Source organism: Leptotrichia wadei, from assembly GCF_007990545.2.
Classification (GTDB): domain Bacteria; phylum Fusobacteriota; class Fusobacteriia; order Fusobacteriales; family Leptotrichiaceae; genus Leptotrichia; species Leptotrichia wadei.
The window spans coordinates 518,523-540,471 of the sequence record NZ_AP019829.2; the positions used below are offsets into that span (position 1 = coordinate 518,523).

The 21,949-nt window shown below is 27.4% G+C and carries 22 protein-coding genes and 1 pseudogene; all 23 read left to right on the plus strand.

Annotated elements, in window-relative coordinates; all coding sequences use genetic code 11:
- The first annotated feature begins 29 nt into the window (after positions 1-29).
- Positions 30-830 carry a DUF2262 domain-containing protein gene (locus FVE73_RS02540; RefSeq protein ID WP_018498846.1) on the plus strand — a complete coding sequence of 267 codons (801 nt, stop codon included), beginning with the start codon at positions 30-32 and terminating at the stop codon, positions 828-830.
- Between the two features lie 199 nt (positions 831-1,029).
- Complete coding sequence (locus FVE73_RS02545) at positions 1,030-1,404, plus strand: hypothetical protein (RefSeq protein WP_018498848.1); 375 nt, start codon at positions 1,030-1,032, stop codon at positions 1,402-1,404.
- A 426-nt stretch (positions 1,405-1,830) separates the two neighbouring features.
- Positions 1,831-2,298, plus strand: coding sequence for a hypothetical protein (locus tag FVE73_RS02550; RefSeq protein WP_018498849.1), 468 nt, complete (start codon positions 1,831-1,833; stop codon positions 2,296-2,298).
- A 31-nt stretch (positions 2,299-2,329) separates the two neighbouring features.
- A complete protein-coding gene (locus FVE73_RS02555; protein WP_018498850.1) occupies positions 2,330-4,030 on the plus strand; it encodes an McrB family protein in 1,701 nt (566 codons plus the stop codon).
- Complete coding sequence (locus FVE73_RS02560; protein WP_018498851.1) at positions 4,005-5,321, plus strand: 5-methylcytosine restriction system specificity protein McrC; 1,317 nt, start codon at positions 4,005-4,007, stop codon at positions 5,319-5,321. Before FVE73_RS02555 ends, FVE73_RS02560 begins: the two co-directional genes overlap by 26 nt.
- Positions 5,322-5,360: 39 nt before the next feature.
- Positions 5,361-6,419, plus strand: a complete 1,059-nt coding sequence (leuB, locus tag FVE73_RS02565) for a 3-isopropylmalate dehydrogenase (protein WP_018498852.1) — start codon at positions 5,361-5,363, stop codon at positions 6,417-6,419.
- Between the two features lie 266 nt (positions 6,420-6,685).
- A complete protein-coding gene (locus FVE73_RS02570; RefSeq protein ID WP_018498853.1) occupies positions 6,686-8,377 on the plus strand; it encodes an AAA family ATPase in 1,692 nt (563 codons plus the stop codon).
- 71 nt (positions 8,378-8,448) lie between these two features.
- Positions 8,449-9,015: a site-specific DNA-methyltransferase gene (locus tag FVE73_RS02575; RefSeq protein WP_018498854.1), complete on the plus strand. Its 567-nt coding sequence runs from the start codon at positions 8,449-8,451 to the stop codon at positions 9,013-9,015.
- A complete protein-coding gene (locus FVE73_RS11020) occupies positions 8,915-9,289 on the plus strand; it encodes a DNA methyltransferase (RefSeq protein WP_081617797.1) in 375 nt (124 codons plus the stop codon). Before FVE73_RS02575 ends, FVE73_RS11020 begins: the two co-directional genes overlap by 101 nt.
- Positions 9,282-10,511, plus strand: coding sequence for a DNA methyltransferase (locus tag FVE73_RS02585; protein WP_018499462.1), 1,230 nt, complete (start codon positions 9,282-9,284; stop codon positions 10,509-10,511). The genes FVE73_RS11020 and FVE73_RS02585 overlap by 8 nt, the downstream gene beginning before the upstream one ends.
- A 2-nt stretch (positions 10,512-10,513) precedes the next feature.
- Positions 10,514-11,401 (plus strand): DEAD/DEAH box helicase family protein, encoded by an 888-nt coding sequence (locus tag FVE73_RS10815; RefSeq protein ID WP_018499463.1) that lies wholly within the window; start codon positions 10,514-10,516, stop codon positions 11,399-11,401.
- A gap of 18 nt (positions 11,402-11,419) precedes the next feature.
- Positions 11,420-13,108, plus strand: a complete 1,689-nt coding sequence (locus FVE73_RS02590; RefSeq protein WP_018499464.1) for a hypothetical protein — start codon at positions 11,420-11,422, stop codon at positions 13,106-13,108.
- A 69-nt stretch (positions 13,109-13,177) separates the two neighbouring features.
- The gene (locus tag FVE73_RS02595) at positions 13,178-13,972 is read left to right on the plus strand and encodes an ABC transporter ATP-binding protein (RefSeq protein WP_018499465.1); all 795 of its coding nucleotides are present in this window, start codon (positions 13,178-13,180) and stop codon (positions 13,970-13,972) included.
- A gap of 262 nt (positions 13,973-14,234) precedes the next feature.
- Positions 14,235-14,567 (plus strand): helix-turn-helix domain-containing protein, encoded by a 333-nt coding sequence (locus tag FVE73_RS10820; RefSeq protein WP_232058522.1) that lies wholly within the window; start codon positions 14,235-14,237, stop codon positions 14,565-14,567.
- Entirely contained in the window at positions 14,564-14,896 is a 333-nt protein-coding gene (locus tag FVE73_RS10825; protein ID WP_232058523.1) for a hypothetical protein, read from the plus strand. The genes FVE73_RS10820 and FVE73_RS10825 overlap by 4 nt, the downstream gene beginning before the upstream one ends.
- 88 nt (positions 14,897-14,984) lie before the next feature.
- Positions 14,985-15,326, plus strand: a complete 342-nt coding sequence (locus tag FVE73_RS10830) for an RNA-guided endonuclease InsQ/TnpB family protein (protein ID WP_269473114.1) — start codon at positions 14,985-14,987, stop codon at positions 15,324-15,326.
- 822 nt (positions 15,327-16,148) lie between these two features.
- Positions 16,149-17,138 (plus strand): PTS sugar transporter subunit IIB, encoded by a 990-nt coding sequence (locus FVE73_RS02605; protein ID WP_018499560.1) that lies wholly within the window; start codon positions 16,149-16,151, stop codon positions 17,136-17,138.
- A gap of 15 nt (positions 17,139-17,153) precedes the next feature.
- Complete coding sequence (locus FVE73_RS02610) at positions 17,154-17,978, plus strand: PTS mannose/fructose/sorbose transporter subunit IIC (RefSeq protein ID WP_018499559.1); 825 nt, start codon at positions 17,154-17,156, stop codon at positions 17,976-17,978.
- A 19-nt stretch (positions 17,979-17,997) separates the two neighbouring features.
- Positions 17,998-18,933, plus strand: a complete 936-nt coding sequence (locus FVE73_RS02615; RefSeq protein WP_018499558.1) for a PTS system mannose/fructose/sorbose family transporter subunit IID — start codon at positions 17,998-18,000, stop codon at positions 18,931-18,933.
- Positions 18,934-19,057: 124 nt separating this feature from the next.
- Positions 19,058-19,177 carry a DUF956 family protein gene (locus tag FVE73_RS02620; protein WP_018499557.1) on the plus strand — a complete coding sequence of 40 codons (120 nt, stop codon included), beginning with the start codon at positions 19,058-19,060 and terminating at the stop codon, positions 19,175-19,177.
- Between the two features lie 626 nt (positions 19,178-19,803).
- A complete protein-coding gene (locus tag FVE73_RS02625) occupies positions 19,804-21,051 on the plus strand; it encodes an RNA-guided endonuclease InsQ/TnpB family protein (protein WP_146997825.1) in 1,248 nt (415 codons plus the stop codon).
- Between the two features lie 75 nt (positions 21,052-21,126).
- Positions 21,127-21,390, plus strand: a pseudogene (locus FVE73_RS02630) (DUF956 family protein); the annotation flags it as partial.
- A gap of 22 nt (positions 21,391-21,412) precedes the next feature.
- Positions 21,413-21,868: a hypothetical protein gene (locus FVE73_RS02635; RefSeq protein WP_018498887.1), complete on the plus strand. Its 456-nt coding sequence runs from the start codon at positions 21,413-21,415 to the stop codon at positions 21,866-21,868.
- Positions 21,869-21,949 lie beyond the last annotated feature (81 nt).

A 21,949-nucleotide genomic window follows, 5' to 3' on the forward strand; every position in this document is an offset into this window, starting at 1 on the left:
TTAAATTTTTTTAAAAAGGAAAATCAGATATGGAAATTCAGAATTTTCGAGAAAGTTCACATAGCAGTTATTTTAAAGAATGGTATGGAAAAGTTATTTGGAAAGGTGAAGAAATACGAGTAAGTCTAACAATTTCAAAAAAATGTGGTAATGTTGAACTTGAAAAAGAAAAAATGCTTAAAATTTTGGAAGAATTGTATCTTAATCAGGATGAATGGAATAAAAAAGTGAAAGATACGATGGTTAAGTATTTTTATGATGTGCTGAATGATGATTTTTTTGATGATGGAGCATTTCCAGAGTATCCAACTTGCTATGATATGTTATTTGAAATTTTAAAAGACGATTTTACAAAAGAAGAAGCTGAAATGGCATATAAAAATAATATATTTCCACTAGACAAGTTTAAAAAATATATTTTTGTTGAAAGTATTGAAATAACAAGTGAAGGAAATTTTTATTTTGAAGTAGTTGATGATTATATAGTTGTGGGGGATAATTGGATTTGGTTAAAAGGGAACATTGATAAGGGATTTTTGGCTGCAAGTTTTAATGCTCTTTTTGAGTTTGTTGTTGATTTGGAATTAAACGATAAATTTTCTACGATATTTAGAGAGAAGACAAAAATACATTCAATGTGGTTAAGCAAGTGGGGAGAGCCAAAAGAAGGATTGGCAAAATTTTATTATAGTAATCATAATTTAGCAATAACTGGAAATTATAAAGCTGGGAAAAAAGAGGGAATTTGGGAATTTTATGATGAGGATGGAAAATTGACTAAAAAGGTTAATTATGTTAATGATGTTGCTGAGAACGAAGTTGTTTATTGAAATAATAGAATAAAAATTAGAAAGAAAAATTTAAAAGATGGCAGAAAAATCAAAAGAACAATTAAAAGCGGAAGAATATTTTAAACAAAATGGGATAGAGTGCGATAAAAATTTTGTTTATGGTATTAATTAAAAAAGAAAGAAATTTTGAATTTGTAACTGAAATTTTTTGTATTTTGCGAAGGGAGAATATTGATTTATGTTTTCAATATTAGGTGCAGTATTATTTGGAGTTATAGCAATTATGACAGTTCTTGTTGCTTGTGGTTTGCCTCTGGGCGAATTTACAATGGGTGGACAACATAAAATCTTACCTAAGAAATTTAGAGTTATGGCAGTCATTTCGGTAGCTATCCAAATTTTTGCAATGATAATTATTTTACAAGCTGGAGGTTTTATTTCCTTATGGCTGTCTTTTAAGATTACTAAATATATTTGTTTCTTCTTTGCCGCTTATCTATCTTTGAATACTATTATGAACATGATTTCAAAAAGTAGGAAAGAAAAATATGTTATGACTCCGCTTTCACTTATAGCCGGAATATGTTTTTGGATAACGGCATTTCAGATGTAGTATGTAAAATGAGGATAATCTATAGTGCATCAAATTGGAATTTAAAGTAAAAAATACGTATAAAAAAATTTATTTTTAGTATTGATTATTTATAAGCTCATGTATTTTTAAATATATATACAAATAAAACATTACATTTTTTGGATTGGTACTATTTAATAACTATTTTATTTATATTTTTAGCATTATGTAGTAGATAAAAAATCTAAAAAGAATATGTTAATCCTATATGGGATTTCAACTTAATTCACAAAATTTAAAAAATATAATAGAAACTATTTATTGCATATGTCTTTTTGAAAAACTTATATTATGATGAATTTTATGATGAGGATGGGAAATTGACTAAAAAGGTTAATGATGTTGCTGAGAAGGAAGTTGTTTATTAAAATAATAGAATAAAAATTAGAAAGGAAAATTTAAAAGATGGCAGAAAAATCAAAAGAACAGTTGAAAGTAGAAGAATATTTCAAGCAAAATGGGATAGAGTATGATAAAAATTTTATTTACGGTATTAAAAGAGAAAGAAATTTGAATTCATTTTTGATGATGGGACTTATTGGATTGATTATGAAAGCAGGAATGAAGCCGTGTTATATACTTTTTAAGGAGAATGAAATATTATTTTTCGAAGTTGGGATGCTTGGTGGAATTAAAGGGCTTTTAACAAGAATAGATGTTGATGATATAGAAAAAATTGATTTAAAAAAAGGAATCGTAAACTATAAATTTACAATATCAGTAAGAGTTGGGGATAAAATAAAAAAAGAAATAATAAATTTTGCCCAAATTAATGGAAAGGCATGGTGGATGCAGAATAGGAACAATCTGATTGAAGGTGGTTATTTTGATAGATTGAAGGAAAAAGTGGATAGAAAGAATTTGTTAAATTAAAAAAAATGAATAATTTTTAGGAGCAAGAAAAATGTATAGAGCTAATGATGAAGACTATTTAAATTTTTTTGAAATGTTAAAATTTTGGATTTCTCAAACTGATAAAAATATTGCAAATAGTGGTGAGAGAGTAAAGATTAAAAATATAAAAAGCAAGGATATGGAAAGCTTGGAAAGATCAGAAAAAGAATTTTTAAATCCAAAATTTGATGAAAAATTTATAAAATATAGTGATTTTTCAATAAATATTAATTTTGTAACATCTGGACATTATAAAGGAGAAAATACTAATTTTATTGTATATCAATCTAAAATTGAAAATATAGGTTGTTGGATAAATATTGTTTATCAGTATGATAATAAAAAAGTTGTAGCTTATTATAAAGGGTATCATGAAGACAATAAAGAATCTGAAGAATTTAAAAGGTATATGCAAGAAAAAGGATATACTAAAGGCTTTGAAGAATCAATTAGTAAATTAGGACTTAACGAAAAAGAACCAAATCAAAATGTAAAAGAGTTATTTGATTATTTTTATAAAATGATAGAAGAATCTGAAAATTATTCTAAAAATAAATTAAAAGATAGTAGAATATTTGACTTAAAAGAGAAACTAAAAAAAAATTATAATATAATTTTGAGAGGAGCTCCAGGAACAGGAAAAACATATTTAGCTAGACAAATTGCAGCTGAAATGATAGGAATTAATGTTGATGAATTAGATAATAATGAACAGTTTGAGTTTGTTCAATTTCATTCCAGTTATGATTATACTGATTTTATTGAAGGATTGAGACCAATTATTAAAAATAATCAATTAGGTTTTGAATTAAAAAAAGGTATATTTTATGAATTTTGTGAAATAGCAAAAATATCAGAAGTTTTAAGAAAATTAAATTCTAAAGAATTTACATTACAAGGTTTTGAAATTTTTTTAAAAGAATTAGGGGGAAATAGAGCTAAAAATTATATTCCTAAAATTGAGCAATTGCTTGGGAAAAAAAAATATACAGGAGATAAAACATCTGAAATAAAAACTTATGGAAATTTAAGAGAAATTCTTGAGAATAGCGAAGAAATTAGCAAATTTGATAAAGAAAATAATTTTAGTAATTGGTATTCAACACCTGTTAATTATTTAAAAAAATATGATGATGAAATTAAAAAAGAACATAATTCTGTTAATAAAAATTATATTTTTCTTATTGATGAAATTAACAGAGGAGAAATTTCTAAAATTTTTGGAGAGCTGTTTTTCTCAATTGATCCAGAATATCGAGGTAAAAAAGGTTCTATAAAAACACAATATTCTAATATGCATGAAGATTCACAAGAAAAATTTTATATACCAGAAAATGTTTATATTATAGGAACAATGAATGATATAGACCGTTCAGTAGATACTTTTGATTTTGCTATGCGACGTAGATTCTTATTTGAAGAGATTATGGCAGAAGACTCTCAGATAATGCTTAAAAATGGCAAAATAAAAGAACAGATGACAAGATTAAATAATGCGATTATAGATCAAAAAATTGGTAATTTATCAAAAGATTATCAAATAGGTGGAAGTTATTTTAAAGCATTGGATGAAGGTAAAGTTAATCAAGACGAGCTTTGGAAAAATAAATTAGAACCTTTATTAAAAGATTATTTTAGAGGAGAAAGAGATTCAGAAGGAAAATTGAGAGAGATTAAAAAATATTATGATGGAAAAAATGATACTAACTGATAATGCAGACATAACTGAATTTAGAAAGAACGAAATAATAGAAGAATTATTAAATATTACTTTATCTCAATTAAATGAAGATAATTTTATAATTTTTCCACCAATATTAAAAGAATCAGAAGATTTAGAAGAGAGTAATTTTATATTTGAATCAAAAAATAAAAAAGTATATACTCGAAATATAGTCGGGGTAATTGGAAAAGGACATGATGAAGTTAAAATTAAAACAAGATTTTTTAATAATTCTGAGTCACAATCTGATTATTTTCTTAAATATATGTTTCAAAAAGTACTTAATTATAATGTTATAAAAAATGAAACAAAAAGTGATAATTTAGGAATGTACTATGATTTATTAATTTATTTATTCCCGTTTTATTTAAAGAGAGCTATGAAAAAAGGTCTATATAAAGAATATAAAACTAAAGAATACAATAATTTGAATGTTAGAGGAGCTATAAATATTATAAAAAATATAAATAAAAATATTCCATTTAATGGGAAAATATCTTATACAACAAGAGAGTTTAGTTTTGATAATAGAGTAACTCAGATAATTAGACATACTTTAGAAAAAATAAAACAAAATTATAACTTTGATTTTTTCAATGATATGTTTTTAAAAGAAGATATACAAATACTTGTACAAAATACAAAAAGTTATAAAAATTCTGATTTGGTCAAAATATTAAAAGATAATATACTTAATCCAGTTAGACATAGCTATTATGAAGAATATTATGATTTACAAAAATTATGCATTCAAATTTTAAAAAATGAAAAAATAGATTTTGGAAATAACGATAATAAAATTCATGGAATAATAATAGATGTTGCCTGGCTTTGGGAAGAGTATTTAAACACTATGTTGATAAATAAAAAATTCATTCACCCTAAAAATAAAAAATCGGAAAAAGGTATTTCTTTGTTTAGCAATAGGCAAAGAATGGTCTATCCTGATTTTTATAACCTTGATGAAAAAATTATATTAGATGCAAAATACAAGAAATTAGGAAAAAACAAAAAAGAAATTTACAGAGAAGATTTATATCAATTAATAAGTTATTTGCATATAATAGAAGGTAAAAAATCAGGAGTAATCTATCCGGATATAGACAAATCCGAATCTAATGAAATAGGACAATTAAATGGATGTGGTGGAGAAATATTTAAAATTTCTTTTAAAATTCCACAAGAAATATCTAATTATAAAGAATTTGTTGTTGAAATAAAAAAAAGTGAAAAAATTTTTTTAAATAAGATAGATTGTATAAAAAAAATTATAAAATAAATATTTGTTGAAATATTTTAAAAGAAAGGAAGTAAAAAAATGAACTACAAAATTGCATTATTAAAAGGGGACGGAATTGGTCCAGAAATCGTTGATGAAGCGGTAAAAGTTTTGGATAAAATTGGAGAAAAATTTGGGCATAAATTTGAGTATACACAAGGATATTTGGGAGGAGAATCTATTGATAAATATGGGATTCCTTATTCTGAAGAAACTGCGAAAATTTGTAAAGAGAGTGACTCGATTTTGTTAGGATCGGTTGGAGGGCCTAAATGGGATAATGTTGAGCCTGATAAAAGACCTGAAAAAGGACTTCTTGCGATAAGAAAAGACTTGGGAGTTTATACAAATTTAAGACCAGCGGTTCTGTTTAAGCAATTGAAAAGTGCTAGTCCATTGAAAGATGAAATAATTGGAGAAGGGCTAGATGTAATGATAGTTAGAGAGCTTACAGGAGGAATTTATTTTGGACCTAGAGAATATTCTGATGAAAAAGCTGTCGATACATTGCCATATACAAAAGGGGAAATTGAAAGAATTGCAAAAAAAGCGTTTGAAATTGCAAAATTAAGAGGGAAAAAAATTACAAGTGTGGATAAACATAATGTTTTAGATACTTCAAAATTGTGGAGAAAAACAGTAAATGAACTTGCAAAAGATTATCCAGAAGTGGAAGTTTCCCACATGTATGTGGATAACGCTGCAATGCAATTGATTGCAAATCCAAGACAATTTGATGTAATTTTGACAGATAATATGTTTGGAGATATTTTGTCAGATGAGGCTTCAATGCTTACAGGATCACTTGGAATGTTGCCATCAGCAAGTTTAGGAGATGGAAAAGTTGGACTTTATGAACCAAGCCACGGTTCAGCACCAGACATCGCTGGACAAAACATCGCAAACCCAATCGCAACAATTTTATCAGCAGCAATGATGTTAAGATACGCATTTAACTTGACAAAAGAAGCAGACGCAATTGAAAAAGCAATCGAAGAAGTGTTGGAGGATGGATTCAGAACAGCTGATATTTATACTGATGGACTGAAAAAAGTTGGAACAAAAGAAATGGGAAATGAAATTGTTAAAAGAATATAATTTACTTTTTTGAATTTTAGAATTATACTCAAATTTATTTTAAATTAAACTGCTAAAAATTATATGAATTTAGGAATTGACTAAAATAGTCATAGTTTTTGAGTTCAGTTTTAAAGCAGTTTTACTATAGAATTGTTGATAATTATATAGATTTTGAATTTAATATTAGTAAAGTAAAACCAGGAGTCTTGATTTTTTGTGTAATTAAAAGATTTCGATTACTAAATAAGAGTTATTAAGGAAAAGTAAAAAAAGGAGGGGTTAGCATGAAAAAAAGTATGCCAATCGGAATTTCAGATTTTAAAAAAATCATCAAAGAAAATTATTATTATTTTGACAAAACAAATTTAATTGAAAAAATTTTAACAGATAATTCAGAAGTCAAATTATTCGCTCGTCCAAGAAGATTTGGGAAAACATTAAATATGTCAATGTTAAAATATTTTTTTGATATTAAAGAAAAAGATGAAAATCGAGAATTATTCAAAAATTTGAAAATTTCTAAAAGTAAATTTTTTGAAAAGCAAGGATCGGCTCCTGTTATTTCAATTTCTTTTAGGAATTATTCTGAAAAGAATTGGGAAAATGGATTTAAAACGGTAAAAACGGCGATTGCTGATATTTATGCTGAATTTAAATTTTTAATGGACAAGTTAGATAAAAGAGAGTTAAAGAAATTTGAGAATATTTGGTTGGAAACGGATGAAGGGGATTGGAAAAATTCCTTATTAATGTTGACTAAGTATTTGTATGAATATTACGGGCAGAAGGTAATAGTTTTAATAGATGAATACGATCATCCAATAGTTGATTCTTATGTTAAAGGTTATTATGATGATGCAATAGATTTTTTTAAAAGTTTTTATGGTATGGTTTTGAAGGATAATAATTACTTGGAAATGGGAATCATGACAGGAATTTTGCGTGTTGCAAAAGAAAATATTTTTTCAGGATTGAATAATTTAGAAGTTCATACGATTTTGGATAATGAATTTACAGAATATTTTGGAATTACAGAAGAAGAAGTTAATCAGGCAGTAAAAGATTTTGATTTGGAATATGAGCTAGAAGATGTTCAAAAATGGTACAACGGATATTTATTTGGCGATAGAAAAGTTTATAATCCATGGTCTATCGTAAATTTCTTAAAGCGAAAAAAATTGAAACCATATTGGGTAAATACTAGTGGGAATGAACTTATAAAATTATATTTGAGAAAATTGAAAAATGAAATTTTTGATGATTTTTCACAACTTTTAAATAAAAAGAGTATTTCCAAAAGAATAAATGATAATATGATTTTTGAAAATTTAGAAACAAATTTTAGTAAAAATATATGGAATTTATTTTTTCATAGTGGATATTTAACTTTAGCTGAAGAGTATGACGAAAATAGAAATGATGTAAGTTTAAAAATTCCAAACGAAGAAATTTTGAGAATGTTTTCTGAAATGTTTATTGATTTGTATTTTGAAAATTATGATATATTTTTAGAAGTGACAAAGGCATTAAAAAAAGGAGACGCTGAAAAATTTAAGAGAGAATTAAATAAGATTTTATTGGAAAATGTTGGAATATTTGATGTAGGCGGAATTTACAAGGAACAATTTTATCGCGGATTTATGTTGGGATTAGTTATAATGCTAAAAAATGAATATGAAATTTCTTCCAATAATTTTGCTGGAAAAGGCAGATATGATTTGCTTTTGAAGCCAAAAAATCTTGAAAAAAGAAAAGAAGGAATTATTTTAGAATTGAAAATTGTAAATTCTTCTCAAAAATTGAGTGAAAATGAAATTCAAAAAGAGTTAGAAAAAGAATGTGATATTGCATTAAAACAAATTGAGGAAAAGAAATATTCTTCAGTACTAAAAAATGCTGGGATTGATAATATTTTGAAAATTGGATTGGCGTTTTTGGGTAAAGAAGCGGAAGTTAAATTTGAAAGGGAAATTTAGTTTTAAAAATTTAAATTAGAAATTTTTAGTAATTAAGGTGAGAGTTTTTTGGGGGAAGATAGGAGAATGAAATGTTAAATAAAAAAATAGAAAATTTGTTGAAATCGAATAAAAAATATATTTCAGAGAAAAATGAAATATTAAAGGCTAAAGTATATGAAGATGCAGTAAATATTAATAAAGAATTAATAGAGTTACTACTTTCAGATGGTAAAGTAAAGAAAACTTATTTTACCGAAATTAATGGAGTACTTGTGTTTGATAAACAAGGATTTTTAAATTTTTTAGAATCAAAAGATTTTTTACCTGACAGTTATACAGCTTTTAAAAATAAAATAGGACTTACTGATCGAAATGGTAATTACTTATCAGATAATGATGATGTTGTATTATCCTTTCCTTATAAAGATTGTGTATTGGTGGGTGGACAAGATAAAGATGATCAAAAGAGAGAAGAAAAAATGTATAATGAAATACTTGCAAGTGAAGAAATAAGCACATTATTTTCTCCAAAAGTCTTGACAAATATAAAAAGATTTGGCAAAATTTCTAGTCAGTCAGTCAGTCAGTCAGTCAGTCAGTCAGTCAGTCAGTCAGTCAGTCAGTCAGTCAGTCAGTCAGTCAGTCAGTCAGCATAATGTAACCTTTAGTGAAAATGATAACTTAATTATAAAAGGAAATAATCTTATAGCACTTGCAAGTTTACTTAAAAGATATGAAGGGAAAGTAAAATGTATTTATATAGATCCACCGTATAATACAGGAAATGACAGTTTTAAGTATAATGACAGATTTAATCATTCTACTTGGCTTACATTTATGAAAAATAGACTGGAATTGGCGAAAAAGTTGCTTAGTGATAATGGAGTAATTACTGTGCAATGTGATGATAGAGAACATATTGATGGATGAAATATTTGGAAGAGAGAACTTTCTTAATTGTGTAGCAATTAAAATGAGCGAAAGTAGTGGAGTTAAAATGAATCATGCTAAAAATAAATTTCCTAAACTTAAAGAATATATATTAATATATGTTAAACCTAAATTTAAGGGTTTTATTGAAATTGACAAATATAAAGAAACAAAATGGGATTTAGAAAATAATATTTTTATAGAAAATTTGACGATGGAACAAAGGAATTTGCTCATAAATTTGGAAATGAAAGAAATAAATAGTGAGGAGGATGAAATTGTAGCAAATGATATATTAAAATTTTCTAAGAAAATATCGTTATCAGAGAAAATCAAAACCCTTAATTTTAAAAATAAAGAAGAGAAAGAAGAATGGCTATTTAAAAATAGTTATAGAATTATAAAAACAGCAGGGTCTTCTAGTTTAACAACTTTGGTAAAAAAAATAAAAGAGATACCCAATCAAGATTTGGCAGCGGCAGTTTCTAAAAAGGGAGTATTATTTTTTTATATAACAGACTTTAATAGAAAAAGTAAACAACCAAGACTGCAAGTAATATTTGCTGATTCAAATATATTTAAGAATCCTTGTGATTTTTGGCAGGATGTAAAAACAACAGGAGCTATTTCAGATGAAGGTGGAGTTAAATTTGTAAATTCTAAAAAACCAGAAAAAATATTATATCGATTAATCAAAATGATAACTAAACCAAATGACATAATACTAGATTTTTTCTTGGGTTCTGGAACAACAGCAGCAGTAGCTCATAAAATGGGAAGAAGATATATTGGAATAGAACAGATGGATTATATTGAAGATATTACTGTAAAAAGATTGAAAAAAGTTATAGATGGAGAACAAACAGGTATTTCAAAAACTGTGAACTGGCAAGGTGGTGGCTCTTTTGTCTATTGTGAACTCAAGGAAAATGGACAAAAATTAATAGATAGCATTTTGTCTAGTGATGAAAAAAGTATTGATGAAATAAAAGAAAAGATATTTTCTGATGATAGAATAGTTCCATATATTACAAGACAGGAATTGGAAAAAGCAGATAAAGATTTTTTTGATTTAAAATTTGAAGAAAAGAAAAAAGTTTTAATAGATTTGGTAGATAAAAATAAACTGTATATAAATTATTCTGATATTGATAATGAAGAATATGATATTTCGAAAGAAGAAAAACAGTTTAATGATTCTTTCTATAAGGATGTGAGATAATTATGGAAAGATTTTTATATGAAAAATTAGATGTATCAAGGGAAACTGGAGCTATAAAAGAAATTCCAAATTTTTTGAAACAAGGATTATCTAAAAGAATAGAATTGAGAGAATATCAGAAAGAAGCATTTGAAAATTTTATAACTTATTTTGAAAATGAAAAACTTAATAAAAATAAACAGGTTCATACACTTTTTCATATGGCTACAGGAAGTGGAAAGACTGTTATTATGGCAGGACTTATTTTGTATTTGTATGAAAAAGGATATAGAAATTTTTTATTTTTTGTAAATCAGACAAATATTTTGGAAAAAACGAAAGATAACTTTATAAATGTTTTATCAAATAAATATTTATTTAACGAAGATTTAAACTATCTTGGAGAAAAAGTAAAAATAAATGTGGTAGATAATTTTCAGAGAGATGTATTTAAAAATAATAATATAAATATATGTTTTACAACGATACAAAAATTACATTTAGATTTATTTGAAAATAAAGAAAATGCAATGACTGGAGATGATTTTGAAAATAATAAAGTTGTATTCATATCTGATGAGAGTCATCATGTAAATACGTTTACTAAAAATAGAACAAAAGAAGAAAAAGAAATTCAGAAAAGTTGGGAAACTTCGATAATGAATGCTTTTTATAGCAATAAAAATAGTATTTTGTTAGAATTTACTGCAACGGCTGATTTAAAAGATAAAAATGTGGAAGAAAAATATAGGGATAAAATAATCTATAACTATCCGCTCAAAAATTTTAGAGAAAGTGGATACACAAAAGATTTTGTAAATTTTAGTATTAATACTGATACTTGGAAACGAACTTTAATTGCATTAATACTGAATGAATATAGGAGATTTTTGTTTTCAGACTGTGGATAAAATATAAAACCTGTAATAATGTTAAAGTCAAAAGTAATTAAAGAATCGAGAAGTTTTTATGATGAATTTTTTGAAAAAATAAATAAACTAGATAGTAGTGATTTTGAAAATCTTCCGAAAGAAGATAAATATTTAAAAAAAGCATTAGATTACTTTAGAGACAAAGATAAAAATAAAACTTTTGAATTTTTAAAAGAAAGCATTAGAGATAGTTTTGTAGAAGAAAAAGCTATTATTATTAATGGAAATGAAGATAATAATGTTGAAAAACAATTGCTTTTAAATTCACTTGAAGATAAAAAAAATAATAAACGAATTATTTTTGCAGTAGATATGTTAAATGAAGGATGGGATGTACTTAATTTGTTCGATATTGTAAGACTTTATGATACAAGAAGTAGTGCGAGTTATACAATAAAAGAAGCTCAACTTATTGGTCGTGGAGCAAGATACTGTCCTTTTTTAGTAAATGAGGAGCAAGAAAAATTTAAAAGGAAATATGATTTTGACTTAGACAATAAATATAGAATACTTGAAACTATGTTTTTTCATAGTATAGACGATTCAAAATATATATCTGAATTGAAAAAGGCTCTTATCGAAATTGGATTACAAGAAAAAAACATGATTGAAAGAAAATATATTTTAAAAGCTGAATTTAAAAATACAGATTTTTATAATCATGGATATGTATTTTCAAATAGTAGAATTGAAAAAACTCGAGAGAATATTTATGAAATAGAAGAAGATTTGAAATATAAAACATTTTATCCGAAAAGTAAAAATAAAAATGCTAAAATAGAAAATTTGATTGACAATAAAAATGAAAAAATCTCTGACAATATTGAAATAAAAAAAATAAAATTAAGTGAAATTGACTATAATATTTTATCAGGTACAGCTATTTATTTTAATGAATTAAAATTTAATTTCCTTAAAGAAAAATATCCTAATTTAAAAACTCTAAAGGAATTTTTGACAGGTGAAAATTATTTAGGGAATATAGGGATAGAATTTAAATATGTAAAAGGAAGTGAGATAACAGGGAAAGATGTTTATAGAGAATTGAAACAGGAAGTGTTTCCCGTGATTTGTAAGCATATAAATGAAATAAAAACTGAATATGAAGGAAGAGAAGAATTTGAGCCTTATAAGATAAAAAATGTTATAAAAGACAAGACAATATATTTAAGCAGAATAAGTAGTGATGGAAAGGGAGAATCGCAAATAAAAACTTCTAGTAGTGAATTTAAATTAGATCTATCGGTAGAAGATTGGTACGTGTATGATGATAATTATGGAACAACAGAAGAAAAATCATTTATAAAATATTTTAAAACTGAAATAAAACCTAAACTAGACAAAAAGAATCTTGAATATTATGTAATAAGAAATGAGAGATTTAGTGAACTTGCAATTTATTCATTTGACAAAGGTAAAAGATTTGAACCTGATTATTTATTATTCATAAAAAATAAAACTCTTGATGAAGGTAAGAATAAGGAATATCAAATTTATGCCGAACCAAAAGGAGAACATTTATTAGAAAAAGATAATTGGAAAGAAGAGTTCTTGCTTAAAATTGAAAAGAAACAAAAAATATCAAAAAATAATCAAAAAATAATAGGATTACCGTTTTTTTATGGAAAAGGGACTAAATTAAAAGAGTTTAGCGAAGTTATCAATAAATTTTTAGACCAAATTTGAGAATAACGTTAGAATAAAAAAAGTATATAGAAATATTTTAAAATTAATTACAAAGAAAGGACGGTTTTTATGGAAAAAACTGGTGAAATTTTACATTATGAAAACATAACTTTCAGACGAGAAGGAAGAGAAATTTTAAAAGGTGTTGACTGGCACATAAATAAAGGAGAAAACTGGGCTTTATTAGGTTTAAATGGTTCTGGAAAATCCACTCTTTTGGGAATGATTCCAGCTTATAATTTCCCAACTTCAGGAGAAGTGCGAGTTTTTAGTCATAAATTTGGAAATTATGCTTGGACAAAGATTCGTGACAGAGTTGGTTTTGTGAGTTCTGCTTTGAATAATTTTTTGAGCACGTTAAATTCGCAAAAATTGGAAGATATTGTAATTTCTGGGAAATTTAGTTCGATTGGAATTTATCAAGAAGTTACAGATGAAGATAGAAAGAAAGCTGAAAAAATAATTGAAGATTTTGGGATAACTTACATTAAAGACAAATATTTTGCAACATTATCACAAGGGGAGCAAAGACGGACATTGCTTGCCCGAGCATTTATGAATGAGCCAGATTTGCTGATTTTAGATGAGCCGTGTTCAGGGCTAGATGTGAAAGCAAGAGAATATTTGCTGTCAGTTTTGGAAAAAAATTCTAAAAATGAAAATGCAGTTCCATTTATTTATGTGACGCATCAAATTGAGGAAGTGATTCCAGCGATAACTCATGTAGCTCTTTTGAAAGATGGAAAAGTTTTTGCAAAAGGTAGAAAAAAAGATATTTTGATAGACAAAATTTTGTCAGAAATGTTCGAGATGCCAGTAAAAATTGTTTGGGAAAATGATAGGCCTTGGCTGATTGTAAAATAATAAAAATTAGAGAGTGTCCAAATTTGTGTAAATATATCAAATCCATTAATAAGGATCATTTGAGATTATTTACACAAAAAAGTTTACACTCTTATTTTAACAAAAAGATAGCAAGAAGTCTCCGACTTCTATAAGTGGGAGATGAATTGCTTTTTTTGTAAAAAAATTGAAAAAAGGATATGTCTATGATACAATTTTTGTGTAAAATATTGAAGAGAAGTCATTAAAAATAATATTCAAAATCAAAAGGAGGTGTAATTTTATGAAATATAATTTAGCATTCAAATACAGAATTTATCCAAATAAAGAGCAGGAATTATTGATAAACAAGACTTTTGGATGTGTTCGTTTTATTTACAATACAATTTTGTATACTGCGAATAAAATTTATGAAGAAACTGGAAAAAATAAAATAATTACACCTGCCAGTTTGAAAAGTGAAAATCAATTTTTAAAAGAAGTGGACAGTCTAGCACTTTCAAATGCTCAATTAAATGTAAGACGATCGTTTACGAATTTTTTTCATAAGAGAGCGAAGTTTCCAAAGTTCAAATCTAAAAGACTAGTGTTAAAAGTTATACGACAAATTGTGTGAACAATTCGATACGAATTGAAGAAAACAAATATTTAGTTTTGCCAAAATTGAAAAAAGTGAAATTGAAATATCATAGAGAAATACCAAAGAATTATAGAATAAAGTCGGTAACATTGACAAACAGTAATGGAAATTACTATGTTTCTATTTTGACAGAATTTGAAAAAGAAATTCAAAAAATGCCAAGTAGTGATAAAGTAATTGGACTTGATTTTTCAATGTCTGAATTATTTGTCAGTTCTGAAAATCAAAGGGCTGATTATCCAAAATATTTTAAGATGTTGGAAGAAAAATTAAAGAAATTACAAAATCATTGTCAAGAAAAGTAAAATTTTCTAAAAATTGGTATAAACAAAAGAAAAAATATCAAAATTGTATGAGTATATCAAAATTGTCGAAGAGATTTTTACATAAATTATCAAAAAATTATCTGAAGCGTATAATGCTGTGGTTGTTGAGGATTTGAATATGAAAGGGATGAGTCAGGCATTAAATTTTGGTAAACGTGTAGGAGATAATGGATGGGGAATGCTTTTGAGGATGGTTGGGTATAAACTGATGTTTTTAGGAAAGCAATTTTTGAAGATAGATAAGTGGTTTCCATCGTCGAAAACTTGTAGTAAATGTGGAAATGTTAAAGAGAAACTGAAATTATCAGAAAGAAGTTATAAATGTGAGTGCTGTGGGATTGAAATTGATAGAGATTACAATGCGGCATTGAATATAAAAAACATTGGAAAAGCGATGTTGGAATATTAAGAAAATAAAAGAAAACAGGGCAGGGACTGCCCGAAGAGCTTGGTAAATATATTTGGCTAGCAAAAGCAGATACTTCCCAAGAAGCTCCCGCTTCTAAAAGCGGGAGTAGTTCACATTGTTGAATTGTCGATAAAAAATTTATACTATTCCCCGTTTAAAAAGCGGATATTTATTTTAATTATTTAAGAATAAATATCAGGTTTAATCTGCTAAAAAGATTTACAATGTATTCGTTATTCAAATGGGGTTCAGTATTAGAGCGAATTAAAGAAATTATTCTTTATATTCAAAAACTATAATAGATCCTTGCAATTTCTGTAGGTGATTTTCCATCTGCTCCGATTATATTACCAGTTATATCTGTTGCAATGTAATTTTTTTTATCAGAACTCACAAGAACTATACGGTAACGATTATTTGTTTTAAAGTATTTTATTACATCTCTTTGAATATTTTTACCATCTGCATTTAAAGAAACTATGTATAAGGCTTTATTCCTTATGAAGTTATTAGCAATGAATTTTGTTAAGCCTTTATTTTCCCATCTTTTGCATATACATATTATCAAAATTTGCTTTGAATATCAAATTATATTAATTTTAATATTATAAAATATATAAAAACATAATAAAAATTAGTATAAAATAATTTTAATTTATAATTTTTTTTCAAAAAACTTGAAAATGTAAAAAAATGTGGTACACTTAAAACATAAGGTTGTTTACTTTTTTAGATTTTAAAGGAATTTTAGAAATCATAAAATTATCAAAAATTTTTAAAAGTGAATACATAAAAATATATTTTGATAGAAGGAGGTTTAAAATGGTAGGAATTATTGTTGCAAGTCACGGTGAATTTGCTGCTGGTATAAAACAGTCGGCTTCAATGATTCTAGGTGAAGCTGAGTTATTGGAATCAGTTGTTTTTATGCCAAGTGAAGGACCAGATGACTTATATAAAAAAATTCAAGATGCCATTACAAAACTAGGAACAGAAGAAGTTCTATTTTTAGTTGATTTATGGGGAGGAAGTCCATTTAATCAATCTAATCGTTTCTTTGAAGAGGATCCTAAAAAGAGAGCGATTGTTGCAGGACTTAATTTACCAATGCTTTTAGCTGCTTTATCAGAAAGAGAAGATGTGGAAACAGCCCATGAAGTAGCAAAAGCTATTGTTCCAGAAGGAAAGGATCAAGTTAGAGTACGTCCTGAAGATTTACAGCCAAAGGAAGAAGCTCCAAAAGCTGCAGCACAAGATGACACACCAAAAGGTGCAATTCCAGCAGGAACAGTTATTGGAGATGGGAAAATTAAATTCGTACTAGCACGTATTGATACACGTTTACTACACGGGCAAGTTGCGACAAGCTGGACGAAGGCAACAAATCCAAATAGAATAATCGTTGTTTCAGACACAGTTTCAAAAGATGAATTACGTAAGAAATTAATTGAACAGGCTGCACCTCCAGGTGTACGTGCACATGTTATTCCACTAGATAAGTTGGTGGAAGTTTCAAAAGATCCAAGATTTGGAAATACAAAAGCGTTATTACTATTTGAAAATCCTCAAGATGCACTTTATGTAATTGAAAGAGGTGTTGACATTAAAGAATTAAATGTAGGATCAATGGCTCATTCTGTTGGAAAAGTTATGGTTAATAATGTACTTTCAATGGATCAAAAAGATGTTGATACTTACAAAAAACTTAGAGATTTAGGTGTAAAATTTGATGTTAGAAAAGTTGCCGCTGATAAACGTGCAGATTTATTCAAATTAATTTCAGAAAAAGCAAACGAAGGATTAAAACTTTAATTTTAGGAGGATGTTATGGATTTTAATATTTTAGCAGTTATTTTAATATTAATTGTCGCATTTTTAGCAGGAATGGAAGGTATTCTTGACCAATTCCAATTCCATCAGCCAATTATTGCGTGTTCATTAGTTGGTCTTGCGACAGGACACATGAAAGAATGTATTATGTTAGGTGGAGCATTGCAGTTAATGGCTTTAGGTTGGGCAAACGTAGGGGCAGCAGTTGCTCCGGACGCTGCACTTGCTTCTGTAGCTTCAGCAATTATTTTTGTTAAGGCAGGAAAATTTGATGCTGCAGGTCAAAATGTGGCGATTGGTACAGCGATTGCACTTGCAACAGCTGGATTGGTTTTGACTATGGTTGTTCGTACTTTATCAGTAGTTATTGTTCACCAAGCTGATAGAGAAGCTGAAAAAGGTAATTTCAAAGGTGTAGAATTGTGGCACATGGTTGCACTTGCTTGTCAAGGTTTGCGTATTGCTATTCCTGCTTTATTGTTGTTATTTATACCTTCTCACGTTATTCAACATGCTCTTAATTCATTGCCAAAATGGTTTACTGATGGAATGACAATAGGTGGAGGATTTGTAGTAGCAGTAGGTTATGCAATGGTAATTAACTTAATGGCTACAAAAGAAGTATGGCCATTCTTCTTCTTAGGATTTGCAATTGCACCGTTAAATGAACTTACACTAATTGCTACAGGAATTATAGGTGTCTGTGCAGCTATCATTTACTTAAATGTTACAAGTAATGGTGGCGGTGGCAATAGTGGTGGAGGAGATGGAGGTTCATCAGCTTCAGGAGATCCACTAGGTGACATCTTAAATGACTATTAATCTAAAGGAGGAATAAGAAATGGCAGAAGACAAAATAAAATCATCAAATGATAAAATAAAACTATCAAAAGCTGATCGTCGTAGTGTAATGCTTCGTTCTCAATTTTTACAAGGTTCTTGGAATTACGAACGTATGCAAAATGGAGGTTGGGCTTATTCATTAATCCCAGCATTGAAAAAATTATACCCAAATAAAGATGACGCAGCAGCGGCTTTAAAAAGACACTTGGAATTTTTTAACACTCACCCGTATATTGCTGCACCAATTTTAGGAGTAACTCTTGCTTTGGAAGAAGAAAAAGCCAACGGAGCGGCAATAGATGATGCGGCTATTCAAGGGGTAAAAGTTGGAATGATGGGACCACTTGCGGGAATAGGAGATCCAGTATTCTGGTTCACAATACGTCCAATATTAGGAGCAATTGCAGCTTCTCTTGCAACAAGCGGTTCAGTTATCGCACCATTGTTCTTTTTCATTATATGGAATGTAATTCGTATTGCTTTCTTATGGTATACCCAAGAATTTGGTTACCAAAAAGGTTCAGAAATTACAAAAGATTTATCAGGTGGATTGTTGCAAACTATAACTAAAGGTGCATCTATTTTAGGTATGTTTATTATGGGTATTTTGGTTCAACGTTGGATTACAATCAAATTTCCAAGAGTTATATCACGAGTTCCACTAGCTGACGGAGCTTATATAAAATTTCCAAATGGTTCAGTAACTGGTCCTCAATTACAAAAAATTCTTGAAGATTTCGGAAATAAATTATCACTTTCAAATACACAGATAACAACTTTACAAGATAACTTAGATAAATTAGTACCAGGACTAGCCGCATTATTATTGACTTTCTTATGTATGTGGCTACTTAAGAAAAAAGTCAGTCCAATCTTAATTATCTTTGGATTATTCTTAGTTGGAATTGTAGGACATGTAGTTGGAATATTCTAAATTAAAGATCGTTAAAATCTGATTTTACATTGAAAGTCTATGTGTAATAAAAAAGTTGGAACTAAAAATCCAACTTTTTTAATAATTAGAGTAGAAATAAAAAATAAAGAAATGGGGAATAAAATTGGCTATTTCATTAAATACAAAAGTATTATTTATGACAAAGGCAAATTCTTTATCTGGAATGATTGGAAATAAAAACGGTGATGTACTTATAGGTGATAAGGCTTTTGAATTTTATTAAATAGTGCAAGAACACTCGCAACTTTAGTCGTGAGATGAATTGCACGAAAATTTTAGTAAGCATATAGGGAAACTTGTATGTAGATACAGAGAGAAGCTGTACAACAAAGAAACTGAATTGCTGGGAACTCTTAAAGCTAGTATGACCACAACATAATACTTAAGTGAGGATATGGTATAAGTGTGAAGGTAGCGAAAGCAGAAAAAATATACTAGATGGTGCAAGGTTAAATCCTAAGTGCTATAAACAATAGACAATCAGCAGCTAAGCCTGAAAAGGAAAGTTCAACGACTATCCCTCGTGAGGGGAGTACAATACAAGCGGTTGGTATTGGAAGTGGTTTCGCCTAAATCTTAGGTAGTAACAAATATAATTGTTATGAATATAAGATATGGATAAGATATAGTCTGTGCTTGTTAGAGATAACAAGAAGTTCAAGATATTCTTTTCTCCTTAACTTGTTAAGGAGTGAAAATATTAGGAGAACTGCATAAGTAGTAGCGAACTTATGTGAACGACACTTCCCACTGTTGTGGGGTTTTAAAAACTTTAAAAATATTTAAAAATAAACAAATAAAATGTAGAATACATGGTATAATATCTCTGATGAAAAGGAGGTGATATCTATGTATTTAACTTTAAAACAGCAGGTAAAACATCTTAGTAAAAAGGAGTTTAGGAATTTAAAATACTTATCTCATATAGCCAAGAACTTAACTAATGAAGCTATATATAATGTTAGACAACACTATTTTCAAAATAAAAAGTATTTAAGCTATAACGAAAACTATAAAATGCTTAAAAATAGTAAGAACTATAAGAAGTTAAATTCTAATATGGCTCAACAAATTCTAAAAGAAGCAGACGGAAGTTTCAAATCATTTTTTGGACTTTTAAAACTTGCTAAAAATGGTCAATATGATAATAAAAAAATAAAATTACCTAAATATCTTGCTAAAGATGGATTTACAACTCTTGTTATAGGTTTTGTTAGATTAAAAGATGGTATGCTGATTATTCCTTATTCAAATTTATTTAGAAAGACACATAAGGAAATCGCAATAAAACTACCACCAGTATTAAAAAACAAGAAAATAAAAGAGATCAGAATAATACCAAAACAACATTCTAGGTACTTTGAAATTCAATATACTTATGAAGTAGAGGAAGTTCAAAGGGAATTAAATAAAGAAAATGCACTAGGAATTGATTTAGGTATAAACAATCTTTGCACTTGTGTTACAAATACTGGAGCTTCATTCCTAATAGATGGTAGAAAATTAAAATCAATAAATCAATACTATAACAAGACAAATGCAAAATTGCAAAGCATTAAAGATAAGCAAAAGATAGAGCATATAACATTAAGGCAAAAAAGAATAGTTAGAAAAAGAAATAATCGTATAAATGATTATCTTTCAAAGGCAGCAAGAATAATAATAAATTATTGTCTTAATAATGATATAGGAAAACTAGTTTTAGGATATAACGAGAATTTTCAAAGAAATTCAAATATAGGAAGCATAAATAATCAAAATTTTGTAAATATACCATATGGAAAATTAAGAGATAAATTAATATATCTATGTAAACTATATGGAATAGAATTTAAACTGCAAGAAGAAAGTTATACATCAAAAGCAAGTTTCTTTGATGGAGATGAAATCCCAGTATATGATAAAGAAAATCCGCAAGAATATATATTCAGTGGAAAAAGGATAAAAAGAGGACTATATCAAACAAGCACAGGTAAACTCATAAATGCGGATTGTAATGGAGCATTAAATATTCTAAGAAAAAGTAAAGTTGTGGACTTAAGCGTCCTATACAATAGAGGTGAACTGAACACGCCTAAAAGAATAAGGGTAGTGTAAAGCTATCAAACTTCTTAGAAAATTTTTAAATATTTTTAAAGATTTTAGAACCCATGACTTCAGTCGTGGGAGGTTCAGAATTCAAGAAATCCTGAAGATTATATTCAAATTCCATGGGATGAAATAATGAGAGTAAGAGCACAATTATTTTTTCGTGATAAATACATTCGTGGATTTTTTATTGACACTAAAAGTGCGGGCTCATATAACTTTGTTGTAAAAAATGCTGGAAAAACGCTAAAAACTATGCGGGATTTTCTTGGAAATGAAAAAATTGTAAGAAATAAACCTGTTCTGTCATTGAAAAGAGTATTGGAATGGTTTAAGAGAAAAAAATAAAAAAATATAAAGGAGACTTGTTATGAAAAAAAATTTAAAATTTTTGTTTATTTGTTTTGTCTTTTTAATTTCGTTTAATGTTTTTTCTGATGGTATGGTATTTGCAAAAAAAGTGCCACTTGAAGAATTACCTGAAACTGTGGAAAGTGATATGAGAAATGGAACAATGGGGTATCTTTCAAATCAACAATGTTTTGTATCAACATACAGATCTTTTTACAAAAATTCTGGTCTTGATCACGTAAATATTTATGCAACTTGTATTGATACATATCCTAATCGGAAAATAGAATGGGATAATCCCAAAATTCCAAAAGGTACTGAAAAAAAGACTATCCATATTATGGGAAAAAATACTTCACAAAGAATGTTAGATGAAATGAAAAAAGGGAAAAATGCCTTTCTTATAAAAAAACTTTATTACTATAAATCTTCAGATAAAAATTATAAAAAAGGTGAATACTATTATTTTGACTAATAAATTTGTTTGATAATTTTAGTTTGAAATTTTTAAAAATTTTTAGCAAGGGATTTTATTCCCTTGTTATTTTGTATTTAA